9 protein-coding genes are annotated in these 17,232 nt (G+C 64.9%); 5 read left to right on the top strand and 4 right to left on the bottom strand.

What is annotated here, in order from left to right:
- Window positions 1-3 precede the first annotated feature (3 nt).
- Complete coding sequence (phnG, locus tag PCO31110_RS02175) at window positions 4-492, bottom strand: phosphonate C-P lyase system protein PhnG (RefSeq protein ID WP_010804829.1); 489 nt, start codon at window positions 490-492, stop codon at window positions 4-6.
- Window positions 493-586: 94 nt separating this feature from the next.
- Between phnG and phnF the strand changes: the two genes are divergently transcribed.
- From phnF to purU, 5 genes are all read left to right on the top strand, one after another.
- Complete coding sequence (phnF, locus tag PCO31110_RS02170) at window positions 587-1,348, top strand: phosphonate metabolism transcriptional regulator PhnF (RefSeq protein WP_010804830.1); 762 nt, start codon at window positions 587-589, stop codon at window positions 1,346-1,348.
- Window positions 1,345-2,094 (top strand): DUF1045 domain-containing protein, encoded by a 750-nt coding sequence (locus tag PCO31110_RS02165; protein WP_010804831.1) that lies wholly within the window; start codon window positions 1,345-1,347, stop codon window positions 2,092-2,094. The genes phnF and PCO31110_RS02165 overlap by 4 nt, the downstream gene beginning before the upstream one ends.
- Window positions 2,091-2,657, top strand: a complete 567-nt coding sequence (phnN, locus tag PCO31110_RS02160) for a phosphonate metabolism protein/1,5-bisphosphokinase (PRPP-forming) PhnN (protein ID WP_010804832.1) — start codon at window positions 2,091-2,093, stop codon at window positions 2,655-2,657. The genes PCO31110_RS02165 and phnN overlap by 4 nt, the downstream gene beginning before the upstream one ends.
- 119 nt (window positions 2,658-2,776) lie before the next feature.
- Window positions 2,777-3,628, top strand: a complete 852-nt coding sequence (locus PCO31110_RS02155; protein WP_150689531.1) for an NUDIX hydrolase — start codon at window positions 2,777-2,779, stop codon at window positions 3,626-3,628.
- A gap of 78 nt (window positions 3,629-3,706) precedes the next feature.
- Window positions 3,707-4,579: a formyltetrahydrofolate deformylase gene (purU, locus tag PCO31110_RS02150; protein ID WP_010804834.1), complete on the top strand. Its 873-nt coding sequence runs from the start codon at window positions 3,707-3,709 to the stop codon at window positions 4,577-4,579.
- 88 nt (window positions 4,580-4,667) lie between these two features.
- Here the strand turns inward: purU and PCO31110_RS02145 are convergent, their stop codons facing one another.
- From PCO31110_RS02145 to PCO31110_RS02135, 3 genes are all read right to left on the bottom strand, one after another.
- Window positions 4,668-6,077, bottom strand: a complete 1,410-nt coding sequence (locus tag PCO31110_RS02145) for a DHA2 family efflux MFS transporter permease subunit (protein WP_246189697.1) — start codon at window positions 6,075-6,077, stop codon at window positions 4,668-4,670.
- Window positions 6,078-6,381: 304 nt separating this feature from the next.
- The gene (locus tag PCO31110_RS02140) at window positions 6,382-6,828 is read right to left on the bottom strand and encodes a DUF488 domain-containing protein (RefSeq protein ID WP_150689530.1); all 447 of its coding nucleotides are present in this window, start codon (window positions 6,826-6,828) and stop codon (window positions 6,382-6,384) included.
- 163 nt (window positions 6,829-6,991) lie between these two features.
- Window positions 6,992-16,963, bottom strand: coding sequence for an autotransporter-associated beta strand repeat-containing protein (locus PCO31110_RS02135; RefSeq protein WP_150689529.1), 9,972 nt, complete (start codon window positions 16,961-16,963; stop codon window positions 6,992-6,994).
- Window positions 16,964-17,232 lie beyond the last annotated feature (269 nt).

Raw genomic sequence — 17,232 nt, 5'->3', positions numbered from 1 at the left:
CATTCAGGCCTCCCGGACCATGGTGAAGAACTCGACGCGGCTTGCGGCCGTGTCGGCGTCGTTCCGGGCCGCGGCGGCCGCCAGCCGTCCGGCAATCGTGGCGAGCGGGCCGGCGGCGAGTATGTTGCGGTGATGCGGCATCTGCATGAGCGCATCGACACGCGCCACGCGCGCGGCGCGCTCGGCGTCGCGGCCCAGCACATAACCGGTGCCGACGACACCGTCGTGCTGACGCAACGTGCAGCGCGTGACGGTTGTCTCGCCGAGGTTGAAGCGATCGCCGCAGCCGCCGACGCGGCCTTGCACCATCACCAGTCCGGTCTGCGGTGCCCGCAGCCAGACGAATTCGGGGGCGTCCGGACAGCGGGCGATGGCGTCGTCAAGCTCGTCGCGCGTGGCGCGGGCGAGCAGCGCGAGCCATTGCGCGCGGGCAGGTGGGGTGGTGTTGCCCTCGCCCTCGTCGCACGCCGTGTGGGAAGATGTGTTTGGCATGATTGTCTAGTCGTATAGACGTGTGTATGATCGCAATAACTTCGGATGGGGTAACGCACGCGAACCCATTACAACTTTGCCGGGTGTCAATTTGATGACAGCACAACTCGAACGTGGCGGCGGCGTCGCCGTCTGGCGGCAGATTGCGCAGATTCTCGCCACGGAAATCGGTGAGCGCCGCTATGGCGAAGGTCTGCCCGACGACCGTCTGCCGAGCGAGACCGAACTCGCACAGCGCTTTGGCGTGAACCGTCACACGGTGCGCCGCGCCATTCTCGGGCTCTCGGAGCAAGGGCTCGTGAACGTCGAGCACGGTCGCGGCACTTTCGTGCAGGCGGGAGCTATCGGTTACGTGATCGGGCGTCGCACGCGCTTTACCGAAAATCTCTCTCAGCACAATCTCAAGACGGCGCAACAGATTCTCTCGGCGCAGAAGGTGAAGGCCGAGGCCACCGTGGCGCATGCGCTCGAGATTCGCGTGGGGGCGCCGGTGTATCGTGTCGAACTCACGCGCCGCAGTCTCGACGCGCAGGGTATCGAGCTGCCGCTCGCGTACAGCGAGAACTGGTTTCCGGCGTCGCGCTTTCCCGACTTCCCGGACGTCTTCGCGCAGCACACATCGATCAGTGCAACGCTTGCGAGCTTCGGCGTCACGGACTATACGCGGCGCGAGAGCCGAATCGGGGCGCGGCTTCCGGACGGCGAGATCGCACGGCATCTCGGCATCAATCGTCAGCAGCCGGTGCTGAGTGTAGAGAGCACCGACATTGACGAAGCGGGCAAGCCCGTTAAGTACGGCATCGCCTATTTCCCGGCGGATCGCATGCAACTTGTGGTGCAGGGAGAGATGGCATGAGCGAGGCGCCGCAACCGATGCTCGATTTGTCCGTGGCACGCTTCGCGATCTACTACGCGCCATCCGCAGGCTCGTGCTGGTGGAACGAAGGCAGCCGGTGGCTGGGACGTGACGCGATCACCGGGCGCCTGCTCAATGCGCCGCAAGTGCCGGGCCTGTCACGCCCGTTGCATGACGTGACGGCCGATCCACGACGTTATGGATTGCACGCGACGCTCAAGGCGCCGATGAGGCTCGCGTCTCAGGACGCGCTTGCGCGTTTATCCGGTATCGCCGCCGCCGTGGCCGCGCGTCATGCACCATTCGATCTCGCAGTGCGCACCAGTGTCGTCGATACCGACAACGGCAAGCGGCCGGGCTTTGTCGCGTTGCGTCCCACCGTCGGGTCTGCGGGGGCGAAGGCGGTCGATGTCCTCGCTGCCGACTGCGTGCAGGCGTTCGACGATCTGCGTGCGCCGCCGACGGACGCCGAATTGGCCAAACGTCACGCGCAATCGTTATCGTCGCGTCAACGCGAATTGCTCGCACAGTGGGGATACCCGTACGTGTTCGACGAATTCCGATTTCATGTGACCCTGTCCGATCGTGTGGACGCGAACGATGCGGCCGCGATTGCCGGCTGGTGGCAACCGCGCGTGCAGGCGCTTGGGGTCATGCACGTCGACAGTCTGGCACTCTTCGTGCAACCGTCGCCCGGCGAGCCGTTCCTGCTGCACGAGCGCTTCGTCTTCGGGGAGGGCGCATGAATCACGCACGCCTCTTTTACGTGATGGGACCCTCGGGCGCGGGCAAGGACTCGTTGCTGGCATACGCACGCGAACGGATCGGTGCAGCGTCGCCCGGCGGCACGCCGGTGCTTTTCGCGCATCGCTACATCACGCGGGCGCCATCCGAGGGGGAAAACCACGTCGCGTTGTCGCACGCCGAATTCGCGGTGCGGCACTCGCTGGGTTGCTTCGCGCTCGACTGGACGAGCCATGACTGCCGGTATGGCATCGGCATCGAGATCGATGCCTGGCTGGCGGCCGGGGCAAATGTCGTCATCAACGGGTCGCGGGCGTTTCTCGAGCAAGCGGTCCATCGTTACGGTGAGCGCCTGCATCTGGTGGAAGTCCGCGTCGATCCGGCCGTGCGTGCCCAGCGCCTCGCCAGCCGCGGCCGCGAAACCGGCGACGCCCTCGACAAGCGCGTCGCGCATCAGGTGCAATGGACACCCCCCGAAGGCATTCCCCTCACGGCGATTGCCAACGACGGCGCGTTGGCGCAGGCGGGGGATCGTCTCCTTGATTTGCTGACGAAGCCGGGCTGAGTCCTTGGGGGGGGCGGGCCGCGACACCGGACACGGGCGGACTCGCCGCCGCTTCTGTAAAATGCCGGTTTTGCCTCGCTTTCGCGCGCTTCCCATGGGGCGCGTCAGGTCTTCGACGTATGTCTTTTGCTTGTATTGCGGCGGCGCGCCGCTTCGACGACACGGCGCATCTGCCGCTCGTGATCGGTTCGCAGCGTTATGGATGGATTCGCCGTCGCGACGTCGAATCGCTGAGCCGTTGGCCCGACGTGTTCGAGATCAGTTCGCTGGCGGTCCGTATTCATCCACGTCACGACACGTGCGAAGCGCGCACGCAGGCGCTTGCGCCGGTGATCGAGACGCTGGCGGCGCAAGGGCGCATTACCGGCTGGCGAAACGAGCGTTACGCGATCCGTCAACGGCTCTACGACGCGCCGCTTGCGTGGATCGAACGCGCGGCCTCCCGCTTCTTCGGCACGCGTACGTTCGCCGTGCATGTGAATGGCTACGTGCCGGCCCGCTTCGTCGGAGAAGCGCCGAAGATGTGGATCGCACGACGCAGTGTGCTCAAGGCCACCGATCCCGGTTTTCTCGACAACGCGGCGGCCGGCGGCATCGGTAACGGCATCGGCGTGGGCGATACGCTCGTCAAGGAATGCTGGGAAGAAGCGGGAATTCCGGCCTATCTGACCAACGAAGCACGGCCCGGCCGCACGCTGCACATCCTCGCAGAGATTCCGGAGGGCGTGCAGTCCGAGCAGATATTCGTCTACGATCTCGCCCTGCCGCGCGGGTTCGCGCCCAAGAATCAGGACGGCGAGGCGAGCGCACACTGGCTGTGCTCTGCCGGCGATGTGCGCGACGTGATCGCGCGCGGCAAGATGACCGTTGACGCGAGCCTGGCGAGCCTGGATTTCCTGCTGCGCGAAGGCGCCGTCCGCGCAAAGGACTGCACCGGTATCGACGCGCTGTTCAAGCCGGCCGACGAGTAATCCGGCAACCGGCCGCACGGCCACCGACAAGAATTTCAACACTGCAACGACATTGCAAGCCTTTGCCCAGGAGCAATCATGGCACCGATCGAAAATAGCTACATTCTGAAGTTGTCCTGCCCGGACCGTCCCGGCATCGTCCACACGGTGGCCGGTTTCCTGGTCGAGCGCGGCGGCAACATTCTCGACTCGGCCCAGTTCAACGATCGCTTCACGGGCGGCTTCTTCATGCGCGTGCATTTCCAGCAACTGGCGGGGCAGAGCGATCTGGCCACGTTGCAGCGTGACTTCGCCCCGCTCGCCGAACAGTTCGAGATGCAGTGGGAACTGGTCGACGCCTCGATCAAGCCGCGCGTCATGATCATGGTCTCGAAGATCGGCCACTGCCTGAACGATCTGCTGTTCCGCTACAAGACTGGCCAACTGAACATCGAAATCCCCGTGATCGTCTCGAACCACAAGGATTTCTACCAGCTGGCGGCGAGCTACAACATTCCGTTCCATCATCTGCCGCTCCTGAATTCGACGCCGGAGTCGAAGGCCGCACAGGAAGCGAAGGTGTATGAGCTGGTGCAGGACAACAATATCGATCTGGTGGTGCTCGCGCGCTATATGCAAGTGCTCTCCCGCGATCTTTGCAAGAAGCTCGCGGGCCGTGCGATCAACATCCATCACTCGTTTCTGCCGAGCTTCAAGGGCGCGAAGCCGTACTATCAGGCGTTCGACCGTGGCGTGAAACTGATCGGGGCGACGGCGCACTACGTGACGTCCGATCTCGACGAAGGTCCGATCATCGAACAGGAAGTCGAGCGCGTGGACCATACGATGGACCCCGAGCAACTGACCGCCATCGGCCGCGATGTGGAATGCGTGGCGCTTGCGCGCGCCGTGCGCTATCACGCCGAGCATCGCATTCTGCTCAACGGCCACAAGACGGTGATCTTCCGCTAAGCACCGCCGTGCGCCGAGGAAGAGAAAAACGCCCGGGACATCACGTCTCGGGCGTTGTCGTTTCTGGCGGCGTATTCTCGGTGGGGCGCTAACTACGCCGCGCCAATTCGCTGCCGGCATCGCGTGCGAGACGCGCAATCGAAATCGTCGAACTCACGGCGACCAGCCCCACGATCAGGAACGCCCACGGGAAGTCGACGTCGGTCACATGATCGCGGCCGTGCAGCCAGGACGACGTTTGCAACACGGCCGCCCCGATGGTGATGCCCAGCGTAAGCGACACTTGTTGTGCGACGCTGGCCAGACTGGTCGCCTGACTCATGCGATGCGAGGGCACGTCGGCGTAAGAGATTGCGTTCAGGCTGGTGAATTGCAGCGAGCGGAAGCATCCGCCGAGCAGCAGCGTGCCAAGGATCGCCAGATGTGATGTCTGGTCGGTGAACAGCCCATAGCTCCCAATGGTTGCCGAGGCGATGAGCGCATTGGTCATTAGCACCCGGCGGAAGCCCCAGCGCTGCAAAATGCGCAGCGAGAGCGTCTTCATGAACATCGCGCCTGCCGCTGAAACGAACGTGAGTGCACCCGATTCCATCGGTGTCATGCCGAAGCCGAGTTGCAGCATCAATGGCAGGAGGAACGGCGTTGCGCCCACACCGATGCGGAACAGCGAGCCACCCGCGACACCGGCGCGGAACGTCGGAATACGGAAGAGGTCGAGTCGCAGCAGCGGGTGCGTGAGCCCCTTCGCGTGACGCAGATACGAGGCCAGCAGCGCGACGCCGATAGCGACGAGCCCCAACGCGAGCGGCGTGGGAATCAGATGGCGGCCAATGGTGGACAGACCGAGCATCAGGATCGATAGCCCAAGGCCGGACAGGATGAAGCCCCGGATGTCGAGCGGCGGCACGTCGTCCTCATACAGATCGGGAATGTACTTCGTGGCAAGAATGAAGCCGAGCACGCCGATCGGGATGTTGATGAAGAAGATCCAGCGCCAGTGCCAATACGTCGTGATGAAGCCGCCGAGCGGCGGGCCGAGTACCGGGCCGACCAGCGCGGGGATGGTCAGGTAGTTGAGCGCGCGCACCATGTCGCGCTTCTCCACGGACTTGAGCAACGCGAGGCGTCCGACCGGCACCATCATCGCGCCGCCCATGCCTTGCACAAAGCGTGCGATGACCAGTTCCGGCAGATTGGTCGAAATGCCGCAGAAAATCGAACTGAGGACGAACACACCGATGGCGGTGCGAAAGACATTGCGCGTGCCGAAGCGGTCGGCAATCCAGCCGCTGACCGGAATGAAGACCGCGAGGCTGATGAGGTAAGTGGTGAGCGCAAGCTTGAGCGTGATGGGGCTCTCGCCGAGATCTTTCGCGATCAACGGCAACGAGGTGGATAACACGGTGGAGTCCATGTTCTCCATGAACAGCGCGCAGGCAACGATCAGTGGAACGAGCATGAGGCGTGGTGTTGCCGTGGCGGCAACGAGAGTCAGCATTGGAAATTCGAGACGGCGCACGTCATCTCGTGCGTCGCCGGGGACAGCGGATGCAGCGGACGATAGGCAGGCTGCGCCGCACAAGGCAGACATGAGGGCTGCGCTGTGTGCGTTATAGCAAACTTCGCCGCGGCCCGTCGCGTTCGCGTGCGACGCCAGATGTTATGTGGGTTTCCACGGCATCGACGTCTTGCTGCATCGTTTTAAAGGGCGGAATGCCGTGTCGAAGTATGTGTCTGGCGAACTACGCCGCCGCTCCGGCCTTCGTCGATGCCATCAGCTCACCGCGATGGGCAAAATCGGTCTAACGCGAAACGAGGAAGTCGCGCAGCACATGAAGGTGCGTGTGCGCTTCGTCGTCTTCGAGTTGATGGGCGGCGGTGAGCAACGTGACCCGGCCTTCGGTCAATCGTGTTCGAAGTTCGGCGAGCATGGCGTTGCGCTCGGCATCGAGCGCGGCGAGTTCGTCAAGAAAGCGTTGGCGGAATTCGTCGAACTGCTCGGGATGCTGGTGAAACCACTGGCGAAGCGGTGTGCTCGGCGTGACGTCCTTGGCCCAGAAGTCGATCTGCGCCTTGAGCTTGGCGAGACCGCGCGGCCAGAGACGGTCGGCGAGGATGCGTTGTCCGTCGGCGGGATCGGGGGCGTCATAGACGCGCTTGAAGAGAATCTCGGGGTGCTTGGCGCCGCGCTTGCGAGCCGCGCTGGCCTTGGCCGGTGGCGCAACGTCGGTGGCTTTCGATGACGACATGGGGGACAACCTCCGGGGTGGACGCGCAAGCGCGCGACACCCAAGAGCTTACCGGAGGCGATCGATGCCGGCGAGTCTCGCCCTCGGCCGGCGACGCCAGATCGCGCCGCCGGCTCAAGGCTTCTCCTCTGCATTCGGCCTGCGCCTGTCCGCGAGGTGCGTGTCAGAAACGCCAGTTGAGGTTGCCGTATACCGCGTTATCGCTGAGCTTGCTGCTGAACTGGCCCGAATAGCTCACGCCAACGGTCAGTGCGGCGCCGATGAAGGCGTCCACGCCAGCGCTGACCACCGCAGCATCGCGTGCGATGGGAACCCCCGCCACCGTGAAGGCTGACGAGGCGCCGGAGAATGCCAATCGCATGTCCGGCGTGTTCGCGCCGTAGGCGTGACGCCAGCCTGCCGACAAACGCACGCGTCCCATGGCAGCCGAACCGGTGCCGAAAGCCATCTCGCCACGCAGACCGGCTGTCGAGAACGCGATGCCTTGCGATTGCTCGTCGGCGTGAAGCGCAGCGATGCTGCCCGTTTCGTCGAAGGCGCCGGAGCTTACACGGGCGTACGCCATGTTGGCGAACGGCTCAATGCTGGCGGGGCCGGCGTCCAATCGCCATGCGGCTTCACCGAAGATCTGCCATACGGACGCGTCGTAGCTTCCCCGTACCGTCTGCACGATAGGGCCGATGGAGATGCCGCGCTGCGAACTGATCTGCTGCCATGCGTATGCACCGCCGATCGTGGCGCCCAGGCGTCCGAAACGACGGTTAATGTAGGCACCGATCTGCGCGTCGTTGCTCTTTCCGGAAGCCCCCGGCCCAGTGTCGAAGGTGCTATGTCCGAGGCCGCCGAACCCGCCGGCACGCCACGCGTCGCCCAGCGGCACGTCGACACCGGCCAGCACTCCCATGCCTCGGCGATGTAATGTCGAGGCGCCGGAGCCACCGTCAGCGACCGGCTTGGCGCGCAACTGACCGTTGTTGCCGTAGACCGACGCCCATGCTTGTGTTACCCGATGCTGTGCGCGGCAGTCGCTATTGCGCTTGGCCGGTGTCTGGTCAGTGAGCGAAGACTTGTCGTCCGACCAAGCGCCGTCACAATCCTGCCCAAGCGAGAGACTTTCGCGCAGTCGTTGTGAGACGGCGTCGCGCGCCACCTGACTTTGGCTCAGCAGCATCGATTTGATCGATGCGTACATGCTGCCGTCAAGACTCTCGAAAGCGGCCGGCGCCGTGTCGGCGGTGAGGCCAAGCGCCGCCTGGTAGAGCGCGCTGCCCGCGCCGAGTGCCTCGACCGCGCCCGCTGCCGCCTTCTGATTCGGCGTGGCTGCGCCAGTCGGGAAAGGCGTGGCGTTGGACTCGAATGACAACAGTGCAGTGGTCGCCGTGTAGGTGACCAGCGGGGTGAGATAGAGCAGGTTGGTCGATGCCGATGCGAACGTCCCCGAGACACCGCCAGGCGCCGAGACGACCACGTCCCCTGAGACGTCGGCCGGTTGCGTACCCGGTGTCGCGTTGACGACGAGATTGGCGCCGCCGATCGATGCACTGCCGGTCGCATCCACCTGACCGGGCGGGGTACCGGGCGTTACGCTCACTTGCAGCGTCGAACCCGGCTCAAGCGTGAGATTGCCGTTGACAGCCAATATCGCACCGGGCGAGCTGACAATGATCTGGCTGCCGCTCGCTGCGGTCAGCGACCCGGTTTGCGCGCCTGTGCTGCTAACGGGGGCCATCAGCCCGACGCCTGCTTGCAATGGCGACGGCGAAGCGGGTGTCATCAGCGTGGCGCCCGCCAGCACCGACACCGGCGAGTTGGGGAGGTTGCCGATATTGAGTGTGCCGCCCGCGACCGTGGTCGGGCCGGTGAGCGGGTTTGCCATGCCGAGCGTGAGCGTGCCGCTGCCGGTCTTCGTCAGCCCGCCACTGCCCGAGATGCTGCCGGGGAAGTTGCCGGCCGCGAGGGTGACTGCACCACCGTTGATGTCGAGCCCCCCTTGTGCCGTGCCGCTCAGTGACGGCAGCACGACGTCGACACCCTGCGTTGTCACGGTGCCTTGCGAGATCGTAAGCGCGCCGGTGCCGAGGCCGGTCGCGGAGGTGACAGCCACGGTCCCGCCGTTGACTGCCGTGCCGCCCGTGTAGCTGTTATTGCCGGCCAGCGTGACGCCTTGCGAGTCGTTCAGTGCGAGCCTGCCGTTGCCCGAAACGTCGCCGGTGAGGGCGAGCGGCGTAGCGCCGGAGAGGCCGAGTGTTACGCCGTTACTCAGTGTCACGTTGTTCGCCAATGTGATGCCGCCCCCGTTCATCAGGCCCTTCCTCACGGGGACCGGCGCGCTGACCAGGGAACCCGCAGTGAGCGTGGCGCTGCCGGTCACGGTGAGCGGGCCAGTCCCGAGTGCCGTACTACTGCCGACGGCGAGCGTCCCTGCATTCAACGTTGTGCCGCCGGAGAACGTGTTCGCCGCACCCAACGAGAGTGCGCCGCTGCCGTTCTTGACCAGACCGCCCGCGCCCGAGAGCGTGCCGTTGAAAATGTGATTCCCGCTGTCGCCGGTGATCAGCCCGCCGCTGCCGAGGACCAGTTGCGTGCCAACGTCTGCGGCGAGGGAGGCGAATGCCAGCGGTACTGACGAAGCGGACGCGTTGAACGTCGAACCCGCATTGCGCAATGCCAGGCCCCCACTGCTTGTCACTTGTCCCGAAGCGCCGAGCGCCAACATGCCGGCCGTGACAGACGTTGTGCCGGAGAATGTGTTGTTACCCCCGAGCGTCACGGTGGCGGTGCCTTGTTTGGTGATGCCGCCCGTGCCGGAGATGACACCATTGAACGTGCTGCTCGCCGCCCCCCCGAACGTGAGCGATTGGGGGCCGAGCGCCACGGTGGCGCCAGCGGCGCCGTTCAGACCCGCAATGACGACGGGGGCCGAGGCCTGCGTGATGTTCAGCGTGGTCCCGGCGACCAACGAGACATTGTTGGCCCCGGAGAGCGTGCCGCCCGCGGCGAGGGCGACGGTACCGTTTGCCACGTCGATAGCGCCGGTGAAGGTGTTTTGGCCGGTCAGCGTTTGCGTGCCCGACCCGGTCTTGACGACGCTGCCCGCCCCGGCGATAGACGCAGCCAGCGACTGGTTCGTGCCATTGCCGAACGTCAGGGTATTGCCGCCAAGGTTCACACTGGCGCCGGTGCCCGCCAGCGTCCCGAGTGTCTGATTCCCCGCCGCGGAAATATCGAACGTTGCGTGGCTGCCGGCCAGGGCCACGTTCGCACCGTTCGCCAGTTGGCCCGTCGCGCCGAGGGCGAGCGTGCCACCTGCAATGGTGGTCGTGCCCGTGAACTGTTGTTGGCCCACGAGCGTTTGCGTGCCGCTGCCTTGTTTGACGATGCCGCCCGTGCCGGTGATCGTGCCGCTCACGGTATGGCTCGACGCATCGCCGAACGTCAGCGTGTTGTTGCCAAGCGCGACGTTCGTGCCCGTCTGTGTCGTGAGCGCGCCGACAGCACGGTTGCCGTTGGCTCCGGAAATGTCGAACGTTGTCCCCGGGTTCTGCAAGGTGAGCGCGCCCGACGCCGACAACGTTCCGGCGCCGCCCAACGCGAGCGTACCGCCTTGCACGACCGTCCCGCCGGTGTACGTATTCGTGCCGGTCATCGTCTCGGTTCCTGCGCCGACCTTAACGACGCTGCCGGTGCCGATCACGCCGCCGCTGAAGACTTCGTCGATGCCGTTCGTGCCGATATCGAGGGCATTGCTGCCCATGTTGATGGAACCGCCCCCCGTGAGCGCACCGAACGTTTGCGTGCCATTGCCCGCCGACAGATCGAAGGTCGCCCCTGTCGCCACGTCGACGACACCATTGGAGTCGAGGCTCGCACCGGCTCCGAGCGCCACTGTGCCGTCGTTGATGGTCGTCGCGCCTGCGTAAGTGTTCTGACCGTTAAGCGTCAGCGTCGCACCACCGTTTTTCGTAATGCCGCCTGCACCGCTGAGCGACCCGTTGAGCGTGAGATGGTTGGAGCCCACGACATCGAGATTGCCATCGAGCGCGATCTGATTTCCCAACGTACTGTCCTGCGTCGAGTCGAGCGAGGTTCCGTCGGCAAAAGTTGCGGTTCCCGTCCCCAATGCGGTGTTGCTGCCGACCGAGATACCACCGGCCTGAACATTGATCCCGCCCGTGAAATCGTTGTTGCCCGCCAGTGTCTGCACGCCGTTGCCGAGTTTGACGAGGCTGCCGCCGGCACCGTGAATGTTCGACGCCAGTGACCCGCTGCCAGCGTTCTCAAGCGTCAGTGCCGTGTTGCCGAGGTTGAGGGCGCTGCCTGCGACACCCGTGATCGAAGCGACGGCTTGATTGGGGCCCGTCGAGATGTCGAGTACCCCGGTTGCGCCGTCGAGGCTAACGGTCTTGCCACCGAGTTGTGTGCCGTTGCGCAGGGCGACGGTGCCGGCGTCGATATGCACGTCGACGGTCAGTGCGGCGCCGCCATTGAAGGTTTGCGTGCCGCTGCTTTGTTTGACGAGGCTGCCGGTGCCATTGAGTGTGCCGCTGAACGTCGCATCGGTTGCACTGCCCAGCGTGAGCACCTGGGTGCCCGTGTTGACCGTGCTGCCTGCCGCGCCGTCGAGCGATCCGATGACGGGCGCGATAGCCGCGCTCACGTCGAATGTCCCGCCGGAAGCGAGCGCCACGTTGTTTGTATTGGACAACGTGCCACCGGCGCCCAGCGCGAGCGTACCGCTGTCCACACCGATGTTGCCGGCAAAGGTGTTCCGTCCGGTCAGCGTCAATGCGCCGCTGCCGTCCATGATCAGCGCGCCAGTCCCCGAGATGGCGCTCGCCAGCGTGGCGTTGTCGTTGTTGCCCACCCGCAAGGGACTGCCGCCTCCGAGCACGACACTGCCGCCACTCCCCGAGAGATGGGCCAGCGACTGATTACCCGCCGCACTGATGTCGAACACCGCTCCCGGGGCCGTCAATGCCACCGACGCGCTGGCGCCAAGACTGCCGGTCGCGCCGATGGCGAGCCTGCCGTTGGCTATCGTGGTGGTCCCGGTGTACTGCTGCAGTCCGAGTACCGTCGTGGTTCCGCTGCCTTGTTTGACGATGCCGCCGCTGCCACTGATGATGCCCGCGACGGTATGGCTGGTCGCGTCACCGAAGGTCAACGTGTTGCTGCCGAGTTGAATCAGGGTGCCGGCATCGGCGGTGAGCGCGCCGACCGCTCTCGGCCCGTTGGCGCCGGAGATGTCGAATATCGAGCCGGCGTTGTTCAGGGTGAGCGCACCGTTCGTTGCGAGGGCGCCCGCGCCGCTCAATGCCAGCGTGCCCGCCTGCACGACGGTACCGCCCGTGTAGGTGCTCTGCCCTTCGAGCGTTTCCGTGCCGGTGCCAATCTTGACGACCGACCCCGTGCCGGCGATGTTGCCGCTAAAGATGCCGTTGCCGGCACTGCCGATCTCCGTCAGAAGGTTACCGATGTTGACGGTTCCCGCGCCATCGATGGGGCCGATGATCTGCGTCCCGTTGCCCGCAGAGAGGTCGAGCGTCGCGCCAGCGGCGACATTGACCGAGCCTAATGCGTCAAGCGATGCTCCCGCGCCCAGCGCCAGGGTGCCCGCGTCGATTGCCGTCGGCCCTGTGTAGGTATTGCTGCCGCCCAGTGTCAGCGTTGCGGCGCCGGTCTTGGTCAGGCCGCCGGTGCCGGAGAGCACACCGTTGAGCGTGAGATTGTTGCTGCCGAGCACCGTCAACGTGCCGGTCAGGCCGAAGTTGTTGCCAAGCGTGACCGCTTGCGTGCTGTCGAGGCTGATGTTGCCGTTGAGGGTCAGGGCTCCCGTGCCGAAGGCGCTATCGTTGCCGGCGATGAGCCCCCCTCCATTCGCGGACAATCCCCCCGAGAAGTCGCTGGCGCTCAGGAAGCTCTGCACGCCATCGCCTGTCTTGATGAGCGAGCCGGTCCCGTGAATCTCACCGTCAAACGACGCGGCGGCGTTGCTGCCGAACGTCAAATTATGGGACCCGAGCAAGATGGCACTGCCGGACACGCCGTTCAACGCGCCAATGATCGTGGCGCCGCTCCCGCTGATATCGAACCCGCTGTTCGAACCGCTCAGTGTCAGCGCGTTGCTCCCCTGAAGCGATCCGCTACCGCTAAGTGCAATCGTCCCATTGGCGATATTGATGCTGCCGGTAAAGCGCTGAGGCGCCGTAAATGTCTGCGTGCCCGAGTTCTGCTTGACGATGCCGCCCGTGCCGGTCAGCGTCGCCGCAAATAACTGATTGCTCGTATCGCCAAAGATCAGCGTGTTGGCGCCCAGGGCAATCGTGCCTCCGGTGCCTGAGAGTGCGCCGACGGTCTGCACGCCGGCACCGCCGCTAATATCGAACGTTGCCGCTGGACCGATCAATACAAGCCCGCCCGGCGTGGAGAGCGAGCCACTGGCACCGAGCGCGAGTGTGCCATCGGTGATGGTCGTACCCCGCGTCCATGTGCCTAAGCCGTCCAGCGTCAACGTCGCGGGGCCAACTTTTAGCAGCGCACCGTTCCCCGACACGCCCCCCGTCAACGTCAGATTTTGATCCCCGCCGATGGTCGCTGTTCCGCCCAGCCTGATGTCGTTGCCGAGCGTCATTACTTGGGTATTGTTGAGCGTCGTCTGGTCGTCCATCGTTAGCGCGCCGGTGCCGATCGCATTCGCGTTGCTCAACTGAAGGCCGCCGTCGGTGACATGGATTCCGCCGGTGAAGTCGCTGACACCGGTAAGCGTCTGCACGCCGCCGCCTTGTTTGATCAGTGACCCGGTGCCGTGAATGCTGCCGTTGAATGTCTCATTGGTGTTGTCGCCGAACGTTAGCGTGTTCGCGCCGATCAAGACTTGCCCCGTGCCGCCACTGAGTGAACCGATGGTTTGCGCGCCTGCAGCGCCGATATCAAGCGTTGTCGTGTTGCCCAGTGTTACGGCGTTCTGCGCAGACAAGCCTCCGCCCGCGCTGATGACGAGGGCCCCGCCGCCGATCACAATGCCTCCCGTAAACGCCTGCTGTGCGGTAATTGTCTGCGTGCCCGTGCCGAGCTTGACGATACCCCCCCCGTTACCGGTCAGTCTGCCCGCGAAGGTTTGATTGCTGCTGTCGCCAAAGGTGAGCGTGTTGCTGCCAAGGATAATCGTGCTGAACGCGGCCCCGGACAGCGCGCCGATGGCCTGGTTCGCGCCTTGGCTGATGTCGAGTGCAGCACCGCTGGCCAGGGTGACGGCGTTGCCGGAAAGCGTTCCTGTGCCGCCGAGGGCCAGCGTTCCGTCCGCGATGCTGATCTGTCCCGTGAAGGCATTCTGTCCGGTCAGTGTTTGCGTGCCCGCGCCACGTTTGACGATACCCCCTGTGCCACTGATGCTGCCCGCGAAGGTGTTGCTGGCGCTGTCGCCGAGCGTGAGCGTGTTGTTGCCCAACGTGACCTGACTGTTGGACGCGCCGATCAGTGAACCGATACTCTCCGCCCCGGCGCCGCTGACATCGAACGCGGTGCCATTCGCGAGCGTTACGACGTTGCGGTTAGCCAGCACGTTGTTACCCTGCAGGGTGAGTTGCCCCGCCGTGACGTTTATGCCACCGGTGAAGGCTTGCGCTCCGGTGAGCAGGAGCGAGCCCGTGCCTTGCTTGACGATCCCGCCCGAGCCCGAGATCGTTCCGCCGAATGTCGAGTTTCCGGCGTTACCGACGGTCAGTGTCTGACTGCCGATCAACACACTCGATCCGGTCACTCCGGAGAGCGCACCGAATGTCATGCCCGCAGCAGAGGAGAGATCCAGCGTCGCGCCGCTGCCCGTCAGCGAAAGCGGCGTGGTGTCGGCAAACGTGGCGCCTTGAAGCTGAAGCGTTCCCGTCTGAACGTTGATGCCGCCATCGGCCGAACTTGCGCCGGTCAGCGTCACCGTGCCGGAACCTTGTTTGACGATGCTGCCGCCACTGCCGGTAAACGCCCCTGCGAATGTCTGATTGGTCGCATCGCCGAATGTCAGGGTGTTGCCGCCCAGAACAATCGACGCACTCCCGATGCCCGTCAATGCGGCGATGGTTTGCGCTGCCGCCTGAGAGATGTCGAACGTGGTGCCGTTGCCGAGCAGCGACACCGCGCCTGTGCTGGCCAGCGAGCCGCCCGCGCCGAGCGCGATGCCACCCGCGTTGATCGTTGTGCCGCCAGTGAACGCATTCGCACCTGAGAGCGTTTGCGTGCCGCTGCTCATCTTGACGATACCGCCCGTGCCGCTGATTGTGCCCGCAAACGTGCTACCTGCACTGCTGCCGAGCGTGAGGTGGTGGCTGCCGAGGAGGACCTGCGTGTTCGCCACGCCCGAGAACGTGGTAACTGTCCGGTCGCCGTCTGCGTTCGACATGTCGAAGACGGCCCCGGCGCCTGTGAGCGCGAACGGCGTGCCCCCGATCAACAATCTGCCGCCGCCCGATAGCACCAGTGTTCCTGCTGCGATATTGATCCCGCCGCCGAACGTGTTATTGGCGGTGAGCGTGACCGTTTGCGAGCCTTGTTTGGTGACACTGCCATTGCTGGAGGAGATCGGTGCGGCTATCGTGAGCGGTGCGCTTCCACCCAACGTCAAGGTGCTGCCGCTGCCGACCGCAACCGGGTTCGAGATGGTAAGCGGGGCGTTGGCATCCAGCACGTTGCCCGTGCCGGAAACCTGTATTGCCCCGCTCCCGAACGCCGTGTTGCTTCCGGCGATGAGCGTGCCGCTAATGAGTGCGGTGCCGCCGGAATAGGTGTTGTTTCCCGAGAGCGTCAGGTTGCCTGTGCCTGTCAGTGACACGTTGCCGCTACCGCTGACCGCGTTGCTGAGGGTGAGCGGATTTGCACCGGTGACCGTAAGACCGTTGGTTCCGAGTGTGACCGGGAGCGCAATGGTCAACCCCGCGCTGGCGGCCTGCACCTCGCCGCCACTGGCCGAGAGCGAGCCGGTGCCGAAGCTGCCGGGGTTGTCGAAGATGGCGAGGCCGCCGTTGAGCGCCGTCGAAGTGACGGCCAGCGGTCCGTGAAGCGTCCAGGTGCCTCCGTTCAACGTGGCTTGCGAGAAGTTCAGATAGCTTGCACCGTTGAGCGTGCCGGCGCCGGTTGTCGTATTGTCGTTTGCCGAGTTGATCAGGGCGAGCGAGTTGGCGCCGCCCGAGCCGCCGTCGATGACACCGGCGGCCGCGAAACCGAGATTGAAACCAGTGACGGGCAATGCGGCTATGCCGGTGCTGCCGCCATCGTCGAGCGTCGAGCCGGTAACTGCCGTGAACGTGTTTGTGCTGTTGGCGCCAAGCGAGACGCTGCCGCTTAACGCGCCCCTGTTGGTGAACGTATTGCCGACCCCCGGTGTTCCGCTCGTCTCAAACGCGATGCGCCCCTGCACGGTACCCGAGTTGCTGAAGTTGACGACTCCGCCTCCGTACGCCGCCGCCACGGGGGCGCCGCCGGTGCCGGTGAGCGAGACGCCGAGCAGCGGCGTCGCCCCGAGCGTGCCGGTATTGTTGATGACTGCGGTGCCGCTGGTGGCGTTCTGCACGGTCAGCGCAAGGCCGGTAAGACCCGGCAGGCTCGCGCCGAGCGTGCCCACTGTGCCGCGCATGACGGCGTTGTTCGTCACCGTTTGCGTACTGCCGCCAGCGTTGGCATTGCCGATGACCGTGCCGCTGGAAAGGATGCTGATGGTGCCGAGCAGCGAGGGGTCGATGCTGCCGCCATTCACGAGCGTCACGTTGCTGCCCGTCAGCGACAGCGCAGTACCGCCAATGCCAAGGAGGACACCAACGCCCGCACCGCTGTTGACGTTCACCTGGAGGTTGTTCCCTGCATTCGCATACGACGGGGCCAGCGGGTTCGCGGCGCCGCTGCACGTCACCACGCTGCCCGCCGCCGTGCAGGCTGCCCACACCGACCCGGGCGCTGCGGTCCCGAGCAACACGATGCACGCGAGGCAAACGCGGCTGAGCGAAAGCGAGAGGAATAACGAGCGCGCACTGCTGCGCGCACGGCGCATGCGCGATGCCGGGGCGCCCGCACTTTGCTGCGCCGTCTCCGGTGCGGGGACGACATCAAAGCGGCAATGCCGCCAGACCAACCGATAGAGGTGCTTGTTCATCGTGCTCGGATTCCCCAATGACGTGGAGTGCTGGAAGGCAGCACGCGAGACAAGTGCGTGCCTGCGACAGCCGACATTCGGGGGGAGGCGACGACAGCGGCGGACGAACGGTCAATGCGCGCAGCGAACCGTGGCGTGTCTTGCCGGATGAAGCGCTAATGCGCGGGTGATGTGCGGGACATTCTAGGAAGCGCGATGGGAAAGTGCCCGTTGTGCGCAGCTGGCGAGCGCAGGCACCGACTCGGCTGCGATGCCGAATTCGGCAGGGA

This window comes from Pandoraea communis (assembly GCF_902459745.1).
GTDB lineage: Bacteria > Pseudomonadota > Gammaproteobacteria > Burkholderiales > Burkholderiaceae > Pandoraea > Pandoraea communis.
The sequence above is the reverse complement of the archived record's forward strand: the minus strand, read 5'-3'. Positions and strand labels throughout refer to the sequence as shown.